The organism is Mitsuaria sp. PDC51 (assembly GCF_900113225.1).
Classification (GTDB): domain Bacteria; phylum Pseudomonadota; class Gammaproteobacteria; order Burkholderiales; family Burkholderiaceae_C; genus Roseateles.
This window is the reverse complement of sequence record NZ_FOZE01000001.1, coordinates 2,437,277-2,456,467: the sequence shown is the minus strand read 5'-3', so window position 1 is coordinate 2,456,467 and position 19,191 is coordinate 2,437,277. Positions and strand designations below refer to the sequence as shown.

General features: G+C 71.4%; 12 protein-coding genes. 3 read left to right on the top strand and 9 right to left on the bottom strand.

Annotated features, from left to right (window positions below; translation table 11 throughout):
• Nucleotides 1-12: 12 nt before the first annotated feature.
• Nucleotides 13-1,569: a methyl-accepting chemotaxis protein gene (locus BM393_RS10330; RefSeq protein WP_091724680.1), complete on the bottom strand. Its 1,557-nt coding sequence runs from the start codon at nucleotides 1,567-1,569 to the stop codon at nucleotides 13-15.
• Between the two features lie 72 nt (nucleotides 1,570-1,641).
• Nucleotides 1,642-3,225: a glycoside hydrolase family 28 protein gene (locus BM393_RS10325; protein WP_091724679.1), complete on the bottom strand. Its 1,584-nt coding sequence runs from the start codon at nucleotides 3,223-3,225 to the stop codon at nucleotides 1,642-1,644.
• Between the two features lie 215 nt (nucleotides 3,226-3,440).
• Between BM393_RS10325 and BM393_RS10320 the strand changes: the two genes are divergently transcribed.
• Complete coding sequence (locus BM393_RS10320) at nucleotides 3,441-4,244, top strand: polysaccharide deacetylase family protein (RefSeq protein ID WP_175538273.1); 804 nt, start codon at nucleotides 3,441-3,443, stop codon at nucleotides 4,242-4,244.
• A gap of 15 nt (nucleotides 4,245-4,259) precedes the next feature.
• Here BM393_RS10320 and BM393_RS10315 read toward each other — a convergent pair whose 3' ends face one another.
• The 3 genes from BM393_RS10315 to BM393_RS10300 form a co-directional block, all read right to left on the bottom strand.
• Nucleotides 4,260-5,420 (bottom strand): GGDEF domain-containing protein, encoded by a 1,161-nt coding sequence (locus tag BM393_RS10315; RefSeq protein ID WP_091724677.1) that lies wholly within the window; start codon nucleotides 5,418-5,420, stop codon nucleotides 4,260-4,262.
• Nucleotides 5,421-5,663: 243 nt separating this feature from the next.
• Complete coding sequence (locus tag BM393_RS10310) at nucleotides 5,664-6,629, bottom strand: hypothetical protein (RefSeq protein WP_091724676.1); 966 nt, start codon at nucleotides 6,627-6,629, stop codon at nucleotides 5,664-5,666.
• Nucleotides 6,630-7,272: 643 nt separating this feature from the next.
• Nucleotides 7,273-7,896, bottom strand: a complete 624-nt coding sequence (locus BM393_RS10300) for a hypothetical protein (protein ID WP_141225287.1) — start codon at nucleotides 7,894-7,896, stop codon at nucleotides 7,273-7,275.
• Here BM393_RS10300 and BM393_RS25230 point away from each other — a divergent pair.
• Nucleotides 7,895-8,233, top strand: coding sequence for a hypothetical protein (locus tag BM393_RS25230; RefSeq protein WP_141225286.1), 339 nt, complete (start codon nucleotides 7,895-7,897; stop codon nucleotides 8,231-8,233). The two genes, BM393_RS10300 and BM393_RS25230, sit on opposite strands and share 2 nt — an antisense overlap.
• A gap of 105 nt (nucleotides 8,234-8,338) precedes the next feature.
• Here BM393_RS25230 and BM393_RS10295 read toward each other — a convergent pair whose 3' ends face one another.
• The 4 genes from BM393_RS10295 to BM393_RS10280 all read right to left on the bottom strand — a co-directional run bounded on the left by BM393_RS10295 (nucleotide 8,339) and on the right by BM393_RS10280 (nucleotide 18,233).
• A complete protein-coding gene (locus tag BM393_RS10295; protein WP_217648412.1) occupies nucleotides 8,339-10,873 on the bottom strand; it encodes a glycoside hydrolase family 3 C-terminal domain-containing protein in 2,535 nt (844 codons plus the stop codon).
• Between the two features lie 219 nt (nucleotides 10,874-11,092).
• Nucleotides 11,093-13,954 (bottom strand): beta-galactosidase GalA, encoded by a 2,862-nt coding sequence (gene galA, locus BM393_RS10290; protein WP_091724673.1) that lies wholly within the window; start codon nucleotides 13,952-13,954, stop codon nucleotides 11,093-11,095.
• Between the two features lie 89 nt (nucleotides 13,955-14,043).
• Nucleotides 14,044-16,701 carry a glycoside hydrolase family 2 TIM barrel-domain containing protein gene (locus BM393_RS10285; protein WP_217648411.1) on the bottom strand — a complete coding sequence of 886 codons (2,658 nt, stop codon included), beginning with the start codon at nucleotides 16,699-16,701 and terminating at the stop codon, nucleotides 14,044-14,046.
• Between the two features lie 26 nt (nucleotides 16,702-16,727).
• Nucleotides 16,728-18,233, bottom strand: a complete 1,506-nt coding sequence (locus tag BM393_RS10280) for a tryptophan halogenase family protein (RefSeq protein WP_091724671.1) — start codon at nucleotides 18,231-18,233, stop codon at nucleotides 16,728-16,730.
• 215 nt (nucleotides 18,234-18,448) lie between these two features.
• On the opposite strand from BM393_RS10280, the gene BM393_RS10275 reads away from it, so the two are divergent.
• Nucleotides 18,449-19,147: a FadR/GntR family transcriptional regulator gene (locus BM393_RS10275; protein WP_091724670.1), complete on the top strand. Its 699-nt coding sequence runs from the start codon at nucleotides 18,449-18,451 to the stop codon at nucleotides 19,145-19,147.
• The last annotated feature ends 44 nt before the right edge of the window (nucleotides 19,148-19,191 follow it).

The window sequence follows — 19,191 nt, the reverse complement described above, 5'->3', positions numbered from 1 at the left end:
CCGCACTGCCGCTCAGCGCCCGAGGTGCAGCTTGAAAGCGCCGACGAGCTCGGTCAACCGGCGCGCCTGCTGGCTCAGGCTGTCCGCGGCGGCGGCGGATTCCTCGACCAGCGCGGCGTTCTGCTGCGTCACCTGGTCGAGCACGTGCACCGCCTTGCTCACCTCGCCGATGCCCAGGCTCTGCTGGCCGGTGGCGGTGCCGATCTCGGTGATCAGCTCGGCCACCTGCCGGATCTGCCGCACGATCTCGTCCATCGTGGTGCCGGCGCCCTCGACCAGGCGCGACCCGGTCTCGACGCGGCTGACGTTCTCGCCGATCAGCGCGCGGATCTCCTTGGCGGCGGTGGCCGCGCGCTGGGCCAGCGTGCGCACCTCGCCGGCCACCACCGCGAAGCCGCGGCCCTGTTCGCCGGCGCGCGCCGCCTCCACGGCCGCGTTGAGCGCCAGGATGTTGGTCTGGAACGCGATGCCGTCGATGACGCCGGTGATGTCGGCGATCCGGGTCGAGCTGGCGCTGATGTCGCGCATCGTCGCGACGATCTCGGCCACGGCCGAGCCACCGCGGGTGGCGACCTCGCTGGCGGTGGCCGCGAGCGCCGTGGCGTTGCGCGCCGAGTCGGCGCTGCGCTGCACGGTGGAGGCGACTTCCTCCATCGCCGCGGCCGTCTGCTCGAGGCTGGAGGCCTGCTCCTCGGTCCGGTGCGACAGGTCCATGCTGCCGGTGGCGATCTGGGTCGAGCCGGTGGCGATGGACTCGCTGCTCAGCCGCACCTCCCCGACGATGCGCACCAGGCTGTCGTTCATCGAGCGCAGCGCGGCCAGCAGCTGGCCGGTCTCGTCGAGTGCGCCCACCGCGATGGTGGAGGTGAGGTCGCCGGCGGCGACCGTCTCGGCCACCCGCACCGCCTGGGCGATGGGCCGGGTGATCGAGCGCGTGAGCAGCACGGCGATGCCCACCGCCAGCAGCACCGCGATCACCGACAGCACGATCATCAGCGTGCGGGCGCCGCGGGCCAGCGCCGAGGCCTGCGCGCCGAACTCCTCCATGCTCTCCGCCTGGGTCTCGACGAAGCGCTCGACGGCCCCCAGGTAGACGGTCTGCAGCGGCAGGATGTCCGTCACCAGGAGCGTGCGGCCCTCGTCGACCTTGCCGGCCTTGATCAGGTCGACCAGCTGACGCTCCTTGTCCTTGAACTTCGCCCGGCCCTCGACCAGCGCCTGCAGCGCCGCCTTGCCGCGTTCGCTGTGCACCGTCGCGCCGAGCTGGTCGATCGCGCGACCGACCAGCGGCAGCGAGGCCTCGAGCTTGGCCAGCTCGCTGTCGACGATGGCGCGGTCGGACACGATCAGCGCGGTGCGCATCGCGCGGAGCTGCTTGTTGACCTCGTTCTCGACGGTCTGGGCCAGCTGCACCTTGACGAAGCGGTCATGCAGGATGACCTCGGTGTTGGCGTCCACCGCGCTGATCTTGGTGACGCCGATCACCGCCAGCACGATCAGCAGCGCGATCACTGCCGCGAAGCCGCCGGTCAGGCGGACACCGATCTTCAGGTTGCTGAATGCGGTCACGATGGTCTCCCTCGTTCGATGAGAGGGTTGTATCGCATCGGCAGGCCATCGCGCCACCGCGATAGCCCGCGTTCAGATCGGCGATTCGGCCAGGGGGAAGGGCGGGAAGGCGCTGTCGCAGGCCCGCGGTGCCTGGGAGCCGGCGCGCTGGTCGATCAGCTTGAAGGTCGACGACGCCGCGAAGGGGATCGTCACCGGTCCGGGGCCCAGCGTCAGGGTCGCGTCATCCGGCTGCGTGGGGCCGCCCTTCTTGCCGTCGGCGGTGAGGAAGCTCGTCGAGTCGAAGACGACGTTGTCCAGCGTCATCTTCAGCGGGTTGACGACGCTGCCGTTGCGATAGCCGCGGAAGACCAGCTTGCCGGCGCCGAACTTCGCGCTGCTCAGCACATGGATGTTCTGCAGCAGGATGTCGTTGATGTTGGGCGCGGTGCTGTGGTTGCCCGAGCTGTAGTAGGGCGTGAAGATCAGCGGCTGCTTGACGTTGCGCATGCAGACGTTGGCGAAGATCACGTTGCTGACCGTTCCGCCGACGCTGTCGTAGGTCTTGATGCGCAGGCCGTTGACCTGCGCGTCGTCGAAACCGTCGATGCTGAGGTCGTCGACCCGCACCTGGTTCACGCCTTGCGTGGTCTCGCTGCCGATCGACATGCCATGGCCGTGGTACAGGTCGTTGTGGGCGATGTAGATGTCGGAGGCCGGCGCGTCGGCGGCCTTGATCGCGATGTGGTCGTCGCCGGTGCTGATCGACGAATGCGCGATCCTGACCTTGGAGCTCTCGACCACGTCGATGCCATCGGTGTTGGCGGCCGTGGCCGGGGTGAAGCAGGTGCTGGGCCGGGTGGCGGCGACGTCGGGGTCGGGCGTGGTGCCGGCGGCGCAGGCGTAGTTGGGCTTGGAGTAGGCCAGCGACGGCGCCAGCACCTTGGTGCCCCAGGCCACGAAGCCGGTGAGCCCGCTGACGACGACGTGCGAGTTCGGCGAGTTGAGCAGCGAGATGCGATAGAGCGTGAAGTTGCTGCCGCCGATCAGGTTGACCAGGCGCGGATTGTTCTGCTTCTTGCCGGTCGCCTCCAGCAGGTTGGCGACGTCCCACCAGGTCATCTTCCCGGCGTTGGGGCCGGAGGTGAGTACCGCGCCGCCGCGGCCGTCGATGCGGCCGTCGCCGACGATGCGGCTGTTCGCGGCATTCTTCAGGCGGATCAACGCGTTGCACGACTTGCCGTCACCGCCGGCGGTGCCGCAGCGGCCGCCGCCGTTGTCGAAGTCCTTGGGGCTGCGGGACGCGAAGAGCGTCACGTTGCTGTCGACCCACAGCGTGACGCCGCTGTTCAGCACCAGCGGTCCCGACAGGAAGGCGTTGGCGTTGCCGCTGGCGACCAGGCGCACCGCCTGGCCGGCGGGGCAGTGATTGATGGCGTCCTGGATCTGGGCGGTGTCCGGTTGCGAGTGCGCGGGATCCGCGTCGACCGAGCTCGGCAGCAGGCCGCCGGTCTGCGTCAGCGAGGCGGTCAGGGTCTTGCAGACCTCGGTGGCGGTGGGCAGGCGCGGTTCGGCCGGCAGCGTCGGGTTGAACGACGCGGCGTGCGCCGCCGGCAGAGCGGCCGCGCCGAGCGCGGTGACGGCCGCGAGGTGACGGATCGAGCAGGACAGGGACATGGGATCCTTGAAGTCGGTGCGCCGGCCGGGCGGGCCGAGGCAGGCGCGAAGCGTTGATCAGGGGCCGGAGCTTACGGAGCAGCCGCCACCCAAACATCACCGAGTCCCCACCGTCGCGTCACCGGCTTGGAAACAGGCGGTATCGGTGGATGCACCGCTTCGGAGGTCACGCCCCTTCGTTAAGCTCGCCGGCAACCATGACCGCTGGAGACGACATGAGGAATGCGTGGGACGACGTCCCCGAGGCCGACGAGGCGCGGGTCTCGCGCCGGACGGTGCGCCGGCCGCGGCTGTGCACGGCGCGTGCAGCGCTGACGGTGCTCGCCCTGGGCCAGGCGCTGGGCGCGGCGGCCGATTGCGGCCCGGCCGCGCTGGGCACCTCGCGCGTGCTGACGCTGCCGCGCGAATCCGCGGCCTACGGTCGCGCGCAGCACGGGCCACTGCCGCTGCAGCCGGGCGAGGTGGTGATCACCTTCGACGACGGGCCGCGGCCGGCCTCCACCCCGCTCGTGCTCCAGGCGCTGAAGGCCGAGTGCGTGCGGGCGACCTTCTTCATGAACGGCGAGCCGATGCTGGCCGATGCGGCGCTCGCCAGGGAGGTGAAGGCGCAGGGGCACAGCGCCGGCCTGCACGGCTTCCGCCATCCCCACTTCGCGTCACTGCCCGCATCGGAGCAGCTGGATGACCTGCGGGCCGCCGAGGCCGCGTACCGCGAGGTCTTCGGCGGCCGGGCGGCGGCCTACCGCTTTCCCTTCCTCGAGGAAACACCGGTCCTGCGCGAGGCGCTCGCGGCCTCGCGCTACACCGTGATGTCGGTCGACCTGGGCGTCGAGGACTGGGAGCCCCAGAGCGCCCAGCAGATGCCCGACAAGCTCGCGCAGCGCCTGGGCGCCTCGGGTGGCGGCATCGTGCTGCTGCACGATGCGCAGGACCGCACCGCCGCGGCGCTGCCGCTGCTGCTGCGCACGATCAAGGCCCAGGGCCTGCGCGTGGTGCACCTGCAGTGGCGCGAGGAGTAGGTCCCCCGCCACGCGTCATGCGGCGCGGTCGGGCGCCTGCACTGCCATCGTGGCGAAGGCCACGCGGTTCCTGCCGTCGCGCTTGGCCTCGTAGAGCATCTCGTCGGCCCGGGCGAGGCAGGCCGCCGCGGGCGCGCTGCCGTCCGCCACCCAGGCCACGCCGATGCTGGTGGACACCGGCAGGGGCGTGCCGTCCTCGACGATCTGCAACTGCTCGACGCTGGCCCGGAGTCGCTCGGCGATGGAGCGCGCTACCGCCTCGGTGACGTTGGGCGTGTACACCAGGAACTCCTCGCCGCCGGTGCGGGCCAGCAGATCGGACTCGCGCAGCTGCGCCTTCAGGCAGCTGGCGAAGGCCACCAGGACCGCATCGCCGGCGGCGTGTCCGTACTGGTCGTTGATGCGCTTGAACCGGTCCAGGTCCAGCTGGAGGACCGCACTGTGGCCTCGCAGCTGCTTGGGCAGGCGCGTGCCGAGCCAGCGGCGGTTGCCCACGCCGGTCAACGGGTCCGTGTCCGCCAATTGGGCGAGGCGCACTTCCGCGCGCTCCTTGGAGATGGTGGCCACCATCAGGGCGATGCCGAAATGGCAGAACATCTGCACGAAGAACGCCAGCGAGAAGCCGGCGCTGCCCGCGGTGCCATTCAGGATGAACACCAGCCTGAGCGTGTAGACGCCGCCGCTGAGCGCCAGGAGCGCCGCGAGCAGCCGGCTCGATGGCAGGGCCTCGAGGCGATGGTTGCGCAGCATCTCGTGGGCGCTGCACGCGAGCGACAGCACGGCGGCCGCATGGAACACGCCGGCGCGGCTCAGGTTGTCGCGGGGGAACCCGGTGACCAGCCCCACCAGAAAACACAGCAGCACCGGCGTCAGCAGGAGCCCCCAGTGGACGCGGCGGCGGCCGCTCATCGCGAGGATGCCGGCGTGGAAGACCGCATAGCCGGCCGTGCCGAGCAGCAGGCTGCCGTGCGTCCAGACCGCCGCGGGCAGGGCGGCTTCCTCGCCGTTCCAAGCCAGCGCGGCTCCGGCGGCCAGCATGAGGTAGGCGGTCGCCAGCCCCATGAGGCCCTCGGGGCGGCATGAATTGCGACGGACGTGGACGATGGCGAATGCGCCGGCGAGCAGGGACGTGTTGTAGAACAACAGGACGGTCGGCAGATCGAGACGGGACAGCATGCGGGGACTCGGCCGGCGCACGAGCGGTCGGGTGCGCGGATCTGGCGGTTGGGGACCACCCCGCGCAGGCCGGCCCTCGGTATCGAACCTCGGTGGCTGTCGCCGGGGCAGGCGATCGCGGGGCGGTCCGCATCCCGAGGGATGGGCCGCGCCGCGCGCGCATTCTCGTCGCAGAAGCTTGCCGATGGACGACCGGGCGCCGCGGCGACGCGGGGCCGCCACGCGCCCGATGCTGGCTGCCGCTCAGCGCAGCGGTGCCGGATTCGCCAGGTAGGCCTTGAACAGGCGGGCGAACTGGCCGCCGTCCGTCGTGATGTTGACCGAGCCGCTGCCGCCGCCGCTGAACACGATCGCGAACACGCCGTTGGCGGTGTACTCGGTCGGATGGGTCAGCATGTACTGGACGTGGTTGTCGCGGTAATGCCCCCAGGTGCCGCCTGGCGTGGATGAGGGCACGCCCATCGGCGTCTGCCAGAACAGGATGGGCAGGTTGCCGAGCTTGCCCTGCACGGCGACCCATTGGGCGAGGTCCTGATGGAAGTTGGGCGTCGCCACGTTGTTCTCGTCCCAGTAGAACGGCCCGTTGCCACGACCGGCGCATTCGGACGGAGGCGGCGAGACCTCGAAGCAGCCAGCATCGCGGTCGCTGGTCTGGGCCACCATGAAGTCGGCCTTGTCTGCGCCCAGCTTCAGCATGAAGTTGCCGACGGTGGTGGCGTCGCGGCCCCAGAAGGACGGCGGGAAACCGATCCGGGCCTTGGGCGCGTAGGTCCGTCCCAGCGCCAGCAGGCAGCCCGCCATGCCGACGGCGTTGTCCGGCTGGTTCGCGCATTCGGCCACCTGGCTCACGCGCGCCGGCACCTTCGTCGGGTCGCCGCCCGGGGCGCCGGTCAGCACGAAGCCCCAGAAATCCGGCTCCAGGTTGACCAGCGTGGGCAGGTTGGTCGCGCCGATCTTCTGGTACATGAGCTTGACCTGGGCCCAGTAGGGGGTCATGAAGCTTGCGTCGTTGATCGCGGCCAGATTGCCCTCGCCCCGGCTCGCCATCTGGTAGAGCGTGAACATCGGCACCGCGCCGACGGCCGACACGTTCGCGGCCGTGTAAGTGACATAGGCCCCGTCCGGGCTGTTCCAGGTGGGCCACGCGCCGCCACCGACACCAACCAGGTAGGTGTCGATGATGTCGGGACGGATCTGCTGCGTCGTCATCTCCGCGATCGGGTTGCCGGCGCCCAGGCCGCCTAGCAGCCGGTTGGCCGTCCCCAGGGCCGTGGTGATCGAAGCCGCAGGCGAAGGTGCGGGCGCTGGAGCAGGCGCCGGAGCGGGTGCAGGCGAAGGCGAAGGTGCGGGCGCCGGAGTGGGTGCTGGTGCCGGCGCGGGGGAAGGTGCCGGGGCCGGGGCCGGCGCTGGAGCGGGCGAAGGCGAGGGCGAGGGCGAGGGCGAGGGCGAGGGCGAGGGCGAGGGCGAGGGCGAAGGTGCCGGTGCGGCACCAAGCGGCGGTGCCGGCGCGTCGGTCGCTGGCGATGAGGCCGATCCGCCGCCACCGCAGGCGGCGAGGCCTGCCGTCAGGAGGGCGAGCGCGAGCCGCTGGACCGCGGGCGTGGCGTTCGGGATGGACGACATGGGTTCCTTTCGAATGATGTGAAGCGTCATGCGCGCGCGGCGGTGACAGGTCCGTTGCAAGTTGGTGGCATCGCACTGACGAAATTTGTCAGCGTTTTCATCCAACGCGGCCAAGGAATGTCAGACGCGGCTCGGATGGAGCCGCTTTAGGTGCCTCGCGCGTCGTGCGCGCGAAGGCGTGCAATTCGCGGGCCAGCACTTGCCCATCGACAGCGAGGGCTTGTGCGATTCACCCCGGCTTGCCTTGACGCTTGCGCCAGGCCTCGATCACCCGCGCGGCCAGCGCGTCAGCCTCGCGCTGCTGCTCGGCCGTCAATGGCGACGGCACCATGCCCCACTGGCTCATCGTCTTTTCCGTGTCCGCCATCGCATCGCGGCTGGCCTTTTCCATCTCCGCGCCCGACATCAAACCCTGGATGCGAAATTGCGCTTCCTTGTAGGCCTGCCGCTGGACCTCGGTGATGCCCATCGCGCCCGGATTGAAGGCGAAGCTGAAGGTCACCAGCGCCATGAAATCGCCGTCCTCGGCCGTCTGGCGCGCCTCGCGCTGCAGCTGCCCGCGCAGCGCCGGATCGATCGGCTGCCGGTTCGCGTCCAGCCATTGCAGGTAGGGCAACGCGGCGTCCTTGGCGCCGCCATCGTGGGCACGCTTGAGCAGCTCGCCCTGGCGGGCGAGCGTGGCGGCATCGAAGACCTGGCAGTGACGCTGGAAATCCTGCGAGCGGCGGATCCACTCCTGGCTGGACAGGCCCGTGATCCGCTCGAGCTGCCGACCCGTCGCGGACGGCTGGTCGCGCTCCCTGTACTGGTGGTCCACCATCGCGTCCGCGCCCTGGCAGGCGGAGAGCATCATGGCCGCCTCCATCATGTCCTTCGGCGTCCCATGGCCGTCCAGCGCCAGCTGGACCCGACGCAGCGCGTCCTCTGGCCAGCCGGGCGCAGGAGGCGGGGCGCTCGTCGAGCCGGGCGCCGACGAGGCGACCGCCATCACGGCCGATGCCGCCTCGGACTTCGCCGCCGGAAGCGACGAGCCGGGTTCATTCGTGGGCGAGCTCGCCGCCGTCGCCTTGGCGGGGCCAGCGGCATCACTGGGCCGGCTCGACAGCCAACCGCCGGCCGCCAGCAGCAATGCGCCGATGACCACGGCCAACGCCATGCGGCGACGCGACCGATCCGCGCGCGAACCCTGATTCGATGCCATGCCGATGTGTCCTTCCTTCGTTCGAGCCTGCCCGGGCCGCGCCCAGGCGATGGCGGCCGGACAGCGTAACGCCGTGGACCGGTGCGACGCCCGCTCAGAACGCCGGCAGTCGCGCGCGGCCGGTGACCTGCAGGGTCAAGGCCCGACCCGGCGCGCGCACGCCGGTGATCGCCGGCACCGGTTGTCCTCCGCCGATCCACAGCCACACCGGCCCGTCCTCCACGACGCGCTGTCCATCGGACTGCACGACGCTCATCGCCTTGGCGTCCAGATCGAAGCTGAGCCGGCGCGATTCGCCGCCGCGCAGCACGACCCGCCGGAAGGCCACCAGCGTGCGTTCCGGCGCGAGGGCACCGGGGCGCCGGGCATAGACCTGGACGACCTCGGCCGCCTCGCGTCCGCTCTCGTTCTTCAACAGCACCGACAGCCGCGTGCCTTGCCCGGCCTGGACCCGGGGGCTCGCGAGCCGGGCCTGTGCATAGCTGAAGCGCGCGTAGCCCAGCCCGTGGCCGAAGGGGAACAGCGGCTCGCCCTTGAACCAGCGGTAGGTGCGCCCCTGCATGCCGTACTCCTTGAAGGGCGGCAGTTGCTCGGCGGACCGGTAGAAGGTGACCGGCAGCCGGCCGGACGGACTGAAGTCGCCGGCCAGCAGCTCCGCCACCGCCTGGCCGCCTTCGCCGCCCGGATACCAGGCCTGCACGATGGCCACGGCCTGCGATGTCGCGGCGCCGAAGGCCATGGCGCTGCCGCTGAAGTTCACCAGCACCAGCGGGCGGCCCAGGCCGGCCAGGCGCTCCAGCAGCTTCTGCTGGGGTGCCGGCAGATCGATCCGGGTGCGGTCCCCGCCCGCGAAGCCGGGCGCCAGCACCGTCATCTCCTCGCCCTCGAACTCCCAGGTCAAGCCGCTGGCGAAGACCACCAGGTCGGCCTCGCGCGCGGCGGCCAGGGCGGCCTCGTCGCTGGCGCCGGGCCGGCTCCACTGCAGGCGCTGCTCGCCTTCCCAGCCGGTCTGCAGCGCCTCCACGCGCAGGGCGTAGGTCCGCCCCGCCTCGAGCTGCACGCCGCGGGTGCTGGTGGGCCAGGCGATGTCCCACAGGTCCACCACCCGTTCGCCGTCGATCCAGACGCGGTAGCCCCGGTTCCCCTTCAGCCGGAACAGATGCTCGCCGCTCTCGGCGGCGCGCACGAAGCCGCTCCAGCGCGCCGATTCCTGGCGGTCATGCGCATCCGGCCAGCCCCATCGGAAGCGGGCTTGCGCCTCGACCGTCGACGAGATCGGCGGGCCCTCGAGCTGGAGATTGGCGAAGCGCTCGAAGCTCAGGCCGGGGCGGGTGCAGGCGGCGTCGGCACACAGCCGCTCGGCCGGCAGGTCTTCCAGCGGCGGCGCCACCCAGCCCGTGCCTTCGACGAAGTCGATCCGGGCGTCCGGATAGCGGGCCTTCAGACCGGCCAGCAGCGTGACCGGCCGGGACGGCGTCCCGTTGTAGTTGCCCACCAGCGCGTCGACGCTGTCGGCGTTGGGGCCGATCACCGCGATGCGCCGGGGCGGCGTCTTCAATGGCAGCAGCCCATCGTTCTTCAGCAGGACCAGCGAGCGACGGGCCGTCTCCAGGTTGAGCGCGCGATGCGCGGGCGTGTCGAACTCGTCCGCCGTGATCCCGGCGAAGGGCCCTTGCCCAGGCGGGTCGAGCAGGCCCAGGCGCAAGCGCACGTCGAACAGCCGATGCAGCGCCCGGTCGAGGTCGGCCTCGGCCAGCAGGCCCTGCCGCACGGCCGCCACGGTGGTGGTGGGCGAGGCGGTGCTGTTGCCGCCGAAGTCGCAGATCAGGTCGGTGCCGGCGCGCACCGCCAGGGCCACGGCGGCCTCGGGCGTCTTCACATGGTGGTGGGCGCTGTCCTGGTGGATGTCGGCCACCGCGCCGCAGTCCGACACCACATGCCCCTGGAACTTCCATTCCTCGCGCAGCCGCTGCCGCAGCAGCGGCTCGCTGGCGCACGCGGGCACGCCGTCGACCGCGTTGTAGGCGCACATCACCGATTCCGCGCGGCCTTCGGTGACCGCCGCATGGAAGGCCGGCAGGTAGGTGTCCACCAGGTCGCGCGGCGAGACCCGCACGTCCTCCTTGTGGCGATCGGCCTCGGGGCCGCTGTGCACCGCGAAGTGCTTCACCGCCGCGGACACGCGCGGATGCCGCGGGTCCGGTCCCTGCAGCCCCTGGATGAAGGCCACGCCCATGCGCGCGGTCAGCGCGGGGTCCTCGCCATAGGTCTCCTGGCCGCGGCCCCAGCGGGGGTCCCGGAAGATGTTGACGTTGGGCGACCACACCGTCAGGCCGCGGTACAGGCCGGACGAGCCGTCGGCACCGACGGTGCCCCGGAACTTGGCGCGGAACTCGATGCCGATGACTTCGCCCACGCGCTGCACGAGCGGCGTGTCCCAGGTCGCCGCCAGGCCGATGGCCTGGGGGAACACCGTCGCCACGTCGGCGCGCGCGACGCCGTGCAGGCCTTCGCTCCACCAGTTGTAGGCCGGGATGCCGAGCCGCGGAATGCCCGGCGACTCGTGCTGCAGTTGGCTCGCCTTCTCGGCCAGCGTCATCCGCGCCACCAGCGCCTGCGCCCGTTGCATCGAGGGGCTCGGCGGCGCACCGGTGGCGGCGGGCGGCGGTGCGTCCGCGAGCGGGGACGCGGTGGGGGCGGCCGCGACGCCGGTGGTCGACGCGCATGCCAGCGACGCGGCCAACGACGTCGCCAGCACTGTGGTCAGGGGCGAGGCCAGGACCGACATCGCGCGCCGACGCCAATCCGTCGAGGCTGCAGGCAGGGGTGTTTCAGCAGGCATGTCGTTTCAGAAGGCGTCGAGGGTCAAGGTCGCGGTCGGCAGCCCCTCGCCGCGCGCGCGCAGCGTGGCTGGGCCGCTCGCGCCGGTGGACTGCAGGATCACCTGCGCCTGCCCGTTGAAGACCCGGCGCTGCCACGGCGCGGCCGGCGTCGTCGCCCGCAAGGTGACCCAGCGCTTGCCGCCTTGCGCGTTGTCGGTCATCGCGCGCAGGCCGCCGGCCGGCGTGGGGAAGACCAGGGCGAGCGTGTTGCGGTCGCGCAGCTGCGCAGGATCCAGGTCCACCACGCCGAGGCCCTGCTCGAGCCTCGGCGTCACGGCCCGGCCGTTCACGTAGACCAACTGGCCGGCGCCCAGGTCGCCGATGAACAGCGTTGACCGCTCACCCGCCGCCGTGGTCGGGCGCGGGAAACTGGCGCGCACGAGGTTCCAGGCGCGGTCGGCGGGCTGCTGCTCGGGCGGCACCCATCCGAAGGGCTCGCGCCAGCCCGTCGCGCCGGTGTCCGCGATCAGCGCGGCGGCGTCCTCCGGCCGCTCGATGCCGCGATGCCGCCATTCGGTGAGCGGCACGAAGCGATGGCGCTCGGTCGGCTTGTCGGCCTCGTGCGAACCCGGATCGCCGTTGCCCATGCCGATCAGCCTCGCGGCGCCGTCGACTTCGAAGTCGATCCGCTGCCCGGCCGTGGGCACGACCCGGCCCTCGCGGTCGACCACGTTGACCGTGACCAGCGCCACGTCGGTGCCATCGGCGCGGATCTTCGCGCGGTCCACCGTCAAGCGCACCGCCGCGCCGTCGCCGGTGGTGGCCACGGTGTCGGAGGCGACCCATTCGCCGCGCCTGTAGCCGCGCGCCACCAGCGTGCCCGGCTCGTAGGGCACGCTCCACTGCAGGTGCCCGTAGCGCTGCAGCGTCTTGCGGCCCAGCGAGCGACCGTTGAGCAGCAGCTCCACCTCGTCGGTGTTCCCGTAGACCCGCACGTCGATCGGCTGGCCTTCGCGGCCCGGCCAGTTCCAGTGCGGCAGCAGGTGGACCATCGGCTCGGTGGTCCAGGCGGCCTTCAGGTAGTAGCCGCTGTCCTTCAGCGCGCCGGTCGTGTCCATCATCCCGAACTGGGACGAGATGGCCGGCCAACCGAAGGGCGTGGTCTCGCCGCGGTAGTCGAAGCCGGTCCAGACGAACATGCCGGCCAGGAAGGGCCGCTCGGCATTGAAACGCCAGGCCTCCTCGATGGTCGAGGTCGACGCGCCGCCCGAGCGCCGGTCATAGGCGGCGACCTGCACCCGCGCCGCGTCGTCGGCGTAGACGCCGCGGGTGGCGTAGGTCAGGCCCTCCTCGGTCACGACCATCGGCCGCTGGGGGAAGCGGCGGTGCATCGCGTCGATGTCGTGCTGGCCCTTGTAGTTGAAGCCGATCACCTGCGAGCCGACCGAGGTGCCCTCCGGCTGGCCCGAGCTGGACGCCGCCAGCGTCGCCGGGCGGGTGGGATCCAGGCGCGCCACGATGGCCTGCATCTCCCGCGCCAGGCGCGTGCCGATCTCGGTGTTCTCGATCGCCCATTCCTCGTTGCCCACCGACCACAGGATGATGGACGGATGGTTGCGGTCGCGCCGCACCATGCGCTCGAGCTCGTCGCGGATCTGCGGCGCGGTGCCCATCATGCGGTGCTCGTCGATGACGAGGATGCCCAGGCGGTCGCAGGCGTCCAGCAGCTCCGGCGTGGCCGGATGGTGGGCCGAGCGGATGGCGTTGACGCCCATGGCCTTGAGCATCCGCAGCCGCGCGTCGTGCATGGCGTCCGGCAGCGCGATGCCGATGCCGGCATGGTCCTGGTGGTTGTTGGCGCCATGCAGCTTGACGGGGCGGCCGTTGAGGAAGAAGCCCTGGTCGGCGTCGAAGCGGATCGAGCGGATGCCGAAGGGCGTGTCGTAGCGATCGACGACCCGGCCGTCGCGGCGCACTCGCGTCGTCAGGGTGTAGCGCTGCGGCGTCTCCAGCGACCACAGCCGCGGCATGGCCACCCGCAGCGTCGCGCCGCTCGTGACGGCGGTATCGGCGGCCACCTGGCGCGCCGGCACGGCGGTGCGCGCGACGACGCGGCCGTCCGGGTCGCGCAGTTCATGTTCCAGCGTGAACGAGGCCGCGCCCTTGCCGTCGTTGCGCACCGTGGTGTCGACGGCGACTTCGGCCCGCTGTCCCGCGACGGTCGAGCGCACGAAGGTGCCCCAGTGGTCCACATGCAGCGGGTCGGTCTGGCTGAGCCAGACATGGCGATAGAGGCCCGCGCCCTCGTACCACCAGCCCTCCTGCGTGGTGGCGTCCACCCGCACGGCGACGACATTGCGGCCGCCGTAGTTCAGGTAGTCGGTGAGGTCCACCCGGAAGCTCGAGTAGCCACTGGCCTCGCGCCGCAGGTAGTGCCCGTTGATCCAGACGACGCTGTCGCGGAAGACGCCGTCGAACTCCAGCGCGATGCGCCGACCCTGCGCCGACGCCGGGATGGCCAGCTCGCGCCGGTACCAGCCGATGCTGTTCTCGGGGAACGCGCGGCCGATCGCCTTCGAGCCATGGGGCGAGCTGCCGCGCTCGCTGAACGGCAGTTCCACCGCCCAGTCGTGCGGCAGGTCGACGCGGCGCCACGGCCGGTCGTCGAAGTCCGCCGCGGCGGGCCCGTCGCCGAAGCCGGCCTTGGCGAAGAAGAAGGCACGCGTGCCATGGTCGAAGTCCTGAGCCGGGTCCCAGGCGTGGCCCAGCGCGAAGCGCCAGCCGTCATCGATGCGCACGCGTTGCCGGACATCGTCGGCCGCGGCGGGGCCGGCGATCACGAGCATCGCCAGCGCGAGCAGCCAGGAGGTGAGCAGTGAGGGTCTCATGAGGAAGAGGGACTCGGGAGGCGCTGTCGATCGCGCCGTCCGGTGGTGGGACCTCGCGAGGCCGGCAGGGCCTGGCGAGGGCTCGATCGTCAGTTGGCCGGCTTGCCGATCACCCGCACTTCGCTGAGCGCGGCGGGATGGTCGGGCGTGACGGCGGGGAAGCGGATGCGCAGGAAGCGCGCGGCGACCACCGGCTCGAACAGTGCGAACTCATAGCTCTTCCGACCGGCCTTGGCCTCGCCGACCTGGCGCCAGTCGCTGGCGTTGTTGCTGATCTCGACGACGAAGTCGGGCGCCCGGTCATCGGGCAGGATCACCGACAGCCAGTGCAGCGTGTACAGGTTCTCCAGGTCCACGGCCCAGAACGCCGGACCGTCCTTCGCGGCCGCGCGCCACGCGGTCTGCAGCTGGTCGTCGTTGGCCAGCGGCGCCTCGTGGCCGGGCGCGGAGCCGCTGGTCGAGGTCGGCCGGCTGATGGTCACGTTGATCGGGTCGCCCTCGAAGGCCTTGCGCGTGACTGGCGGATAGGCGATGACCGGCTGGTCCGGCGCCAGCGGCGATTGCCCCGGGATGAAGGGATCGGGCCCGGTGGTTGTGATCTCGATGCGCGCCGGCTTCAGGCCGGGCGAGCTCGCTTCGATGACGCTGCGCCCGGCGAAGTAGGACCGGAAGCTGATCGCGGCCTGGCCGTCGCGGATGGCGACCAGGGACTGGTGGCTGAAGCGGATGCTGCGGCCCGTCGGGAACTTGCCCGGACCGCTCACGATGGTCAGCGTCACGTCCGGTGAATTGCTCAGCGCGCGGCCCGCCTCGTCCTGCACCGACACCACCAGCTGCGCGTCGTCCAGGCCTTGGGTGCCGTGGATGACGGTCTGGCTGGCCGCCAGGTGCAGTTGCGCGGGCTTGCCGTCGACCGGCCAGACCGGCGGCGGCACGCCGGCGTAGGCGTTGCGATACCAGTGGTACTGCCGCTTGGGCAGGCGGAAGTAGTCGATGAAGCCCATCGAGCCGAACTCGATGGAGGCGATGGAGCCATGGTCGAAACCGGCCCACAGCGCCTCGCCCGAGCGCCACGGGTAGCGCCAGGCGTAGGTGGGCGAGCCCGGGGCGCTCGGCGCGGCGCCGGCCTTGGCCTTCTGGTCCGGCGTCTCGGGCATCAGGCCGAAACCGGGCTCGTACTCCCCCGGGCGGTCGACCATCGTGGACCCGTACTCCGACACGATGGACGGCACGCCCGGATCGAGGAAGAGCGTGGCGCCATCGCCGTTGTAGCCGGCCACGTCGCCGAGCTTGTCGATCTCGCCGCGCTGGGCGCCGCCGATGGCCACGGGGCGCGTCGGATCGATGCGGTGGAAGAAGGCCACCTCGCGCCGCAGGAAGTCGCGCATCGCCGGCATCGCCTCGCCCTTGGTGAAGAAGGGCTCGTTGCTGGCGCTCCAGAGGAAGACCGACGGCCGGTTGCGGTGGATGCGCACCATCTCCTGGACCTGCTGCAGCACGCTGGCCTCGAAGGCGGGGCGATCGGCCGGGTCCGGCGGATAGGCGCTGGACAGCCAGTTGCCATCGGCGCCGAAGCCGCCGATGCCCCAGAAGGGCGCCTCCGACCAGAACAGCAGGCCCAGTTCGTCGGTCGCCTGCGTGAAGGCTGGCGAGTGCGGGTAATGCGAGCCGCGGATGAAGTTGAAGCCGGCGTCCTTGATCATCCGGACGTCGCGGCGCGCGGCGCCGTCGGTCACGCCGTCGCCCCAGCCGGCCTGGTCCTGGTGCACGTTGGCGCCGACCAGGTAGAGGTGCTTGCCATTGAGGAAAAAGCCGCGGTCGGCGGTGAACCTGAGGCTGCGGATGCCGAAGGGCGTCTCGAAGCGATCGACCGGCCGACCGTCGACGTACAGGCGGCTGATCATGCGGTAGAGATGCGGATGGTCGGGGGACCACAGCCGCGGGGTCGGGATCGCGGGCATCGTCTGGTCGTAGGTGACGGTGGTGGCGGCGGGCACGCTGCGCTCGCTGCGCCGCGAGGCCACGCGCCGGCCGGTGGCGTCGAGCACTTCGGACACCAGCGCGACCCGGGCCGCGGCGCGGGGGCGGTCGTTGCGCACCTCGGTCTGCACGCGCACGGTGGCGCGTTCGTCCGACACCTGCGGCGTGGTGACGAAGGTGCCGTACCACGCGACATGGATGGGGTTGGTGATGACCAGCCGCACGTTGCGATAGATGCCGCCGGAGAACACATGCTCGCCGGCGCGAGGCGCGACCCGCGCGTTCCATTCGTTGTTCACCCGCACGGCGACCAGGTTGGCCCCCGGTGTCGCGAACGGGGTGATGTCGATGCTGAAGCCGGTGTAGCCGCCGACGTGCCGGCCGGCGCGCTGGCCGTTGACGAAGATTTCGGCGTCCTGGAAGACGCCGTCGAACTCCAGCGAGACCCGCCGGCCGGCGACAGAGGCGGGCAGCGTCAGCTGCTTGCGGTACCAGCCATGGCCGACATAGAAGCCGGTGCCCAGGAAGTAGGGCTCGGAGAACGAATGCGGCAGGTCCACGCGGCGCCAGTCCGCCGTGTCGCGGTCGACGGCCTGGCCATCGGCCGGGTCGCCGAGCGTGAAGGTCCAGTCGCGGTTGATGAGCTCGCTGGAGCGCTCGCTCGCCGCGGCCGTGGCCGTCGCGGGGACGGCGGCGGTCGCCGCGCGCGCCAGCGGCGCGAGCAGGGCGGCGCACAGCGCGATGGCCAGGACGGGCAGCGTGGTCACGGGGCGGAAACAGGGGATCGGCGTGGTCATCGAGGGGATCTTCCGGCGCCTTGCGCCAGGTTCATGAGCCTGGCGAGGTAGGCGTGATGCGGGGGCAGCGGCGCGACGGCGCGGGCGATGGCCTCGCGACGCTGCCGCAGGATGTCGCGGGCGTGGTCCAGCGGCAGTTCCTCCAGGACCGGGTCGGTCCGCTGCGGCCAATGCCGCATGCCGGCGTGGATCGCGAGCCAGCTGGTCTCGTCGAAGCCCTCGTCCTGCTGCTGGTGCAGCACGCCGTGATGGCGCCAGAGCTCGATCTTGTAGGCCAGGGTGTCGGGTAGCTCCATCGTCGCCATGTCGCGCCAGAGCGCGCTGTCGCGGCGCGCGGTGAGGCAGTAGTGCAGGAGGATGAAGTCGCGGATGCGGCGGAACTCGCGCGTGCCGCGCGCGTTGAACGCGTCGATCGCCGCCTCGTCGATCGGCGCCTTCGCTTCGAGCAGCGTCATCAGGTGGGCCAGGTTGGTCTGGATGAGGAAGATGCTGGTGGACTCCAGCGGCTCCAGGAAACCCGAGGAGAGCCCGAGCGCCACGACATTGCGGACCCAGAAGCGCTCGCGGTGACCGGTGCTGAAGCGCAGCAGCCGCGGCTCCGCCAGCGGCTTGCCGTCGAGCTGCGCCATCAGCTGCGCGCGCGCGGCGTCCGGGTCGATGTACCGGCTGCTGAAGACGTGGCCATGGCCGGTGCGGCTCTGCAGCGGGATGCGCCACGCCCAGCCGCCCTCCAGCGCGGTGGCGCGGGTGTAGGGCGTCAGCGCCTCGCCGACGCGCTCGCAGGGGCAGGCCCAGGCGCCGTCGACCGGCAGCCAGTGGCTGAAATCGACGAAGGGCTCCTTCAGCGCGCGCCCCAGCAGCAGCGAGGCGAAGCCCGAGCAGTCGATGAACAGGTCGCCCTCGACCTCGCGGCCGTCGGCCAGGCGCAGCCGCTCGACGTCGCCGTCCTCGCGCCGGAGCACCTCGACGATGCGGCCCTCGATGCGCCGTGCGCCCCGGCGCATCGACCACTCGCGCAGGAAGGCCGCATACAGCATCGCGTCGAAGTGGTAGGCGTACTTGTAGGGCGCGCCGCCGTCCTCGTCGGGCACCACGAAGCGGCCCTGCATCGCCATCGCCGTGGGCAGGCATTGCTCGCCGAGCTCGCCCAGCGAGGCATCGGCCGCGCGCCGGTACTGGCCCCACAGCATGTAGGGGCCGAGCAGGCTGCCGAAGTTGCCGAAGGTGTGGAAATAGCGATCGCCGATGCTGTGCCAGTCGCGGAACTCGATGCCCAGCTTGTAGCTGCCGTGGGTGGCGTGCAGGAACTCCGCCTCGTCGATGCCGATGCGCTCGTTGAAGGCGCGGATCGAGGGGAAGGTCGCCTCGCCGACGCCGATGATGCCGATCTCCTCGGACTCGACCAGCGTCACCGACCAGCGCCCCTGCCGACTCGACGCCAGCGCGGCGGCGGTCATCCAGCCGGCGGCGCCGCCGCCCACGATCACGATGCGTTGGACCATCTGCTTCTCCTCTTTCGCAAGCCGGCGCCGACGCACGCGCGCAGCCTCGCGCGGGCGATGCCAACGCCACGATGGCCTCGCCCAATTTTTGGTATTACCACTTTGCCATGATGTTTTGTTGGTCAGACCGGTAGATACCCTGTTCCTCGGGGGCGAGGGCTCCCCCTATAAAAGGCCCACAAGGACAGGAGTCGCGTTTTCGCGCGCAGGGAGCCATGGCACAACATCCGTACGGCGGCGAGGTCCGCCGGCAATACCAGGTCGTGGCCGACCGGGTCCGCGTGCTGATCCGCGATGGGGCCTACCTCGCCGGCGCGAGGCTGCCGGGGGAACGCGAGCTCGCCCAGCAGCTCGGCGTGTCGCGTCCTTCCTTGCGCGAGGCGCTGATCGCGCTCGAGATCGAGGGCCGGATCGAGATCCGGGGCGGCTCCGGCGTCTATGTCTGCGCCGCGCCGGAGGAGCTCGGCGCGACGCCGACACTCGGGGAAAGCCCCGCGGAGCTGATGCACGCGCGGGTGGTGGTGGAAAGCGCGGTGGTCACGCTGGCGGCGGCGCGGGTCGACAAGGCCTCGCTGGATCGCGTCCGCGACGCGCTCGAGGCGATGCGGGCCGATGTCGCCGCGGGGCGCAAGCCGGTCGAGGCGGATCGGCGCTTTCACGTGAGCATCGCCGAGATGAGCGGCAATCTGGTCCTGGCCGGCGTGGTGGGAACCCTGTTCGACGGGCGCCACGGCGCGATCTCCACCCGCATGAGCGGCCGCATCGAGTCGGTGACCCCGCCGTGGCGGGACGCGCTGGACGAGCACGAGGCCATCCTGCGCGCGCTCGAGTCGCGCGATCCGCAGGCGGCCTCGGCGGCGATGTGCCGTCACCTGTTCGCGGCCCATGACCGCTGGGTCGGCGTGTCCGACTGAAGCGCCTTGCGGCGCGGCGACGACCGGCCCGCGCGTCAGGACCG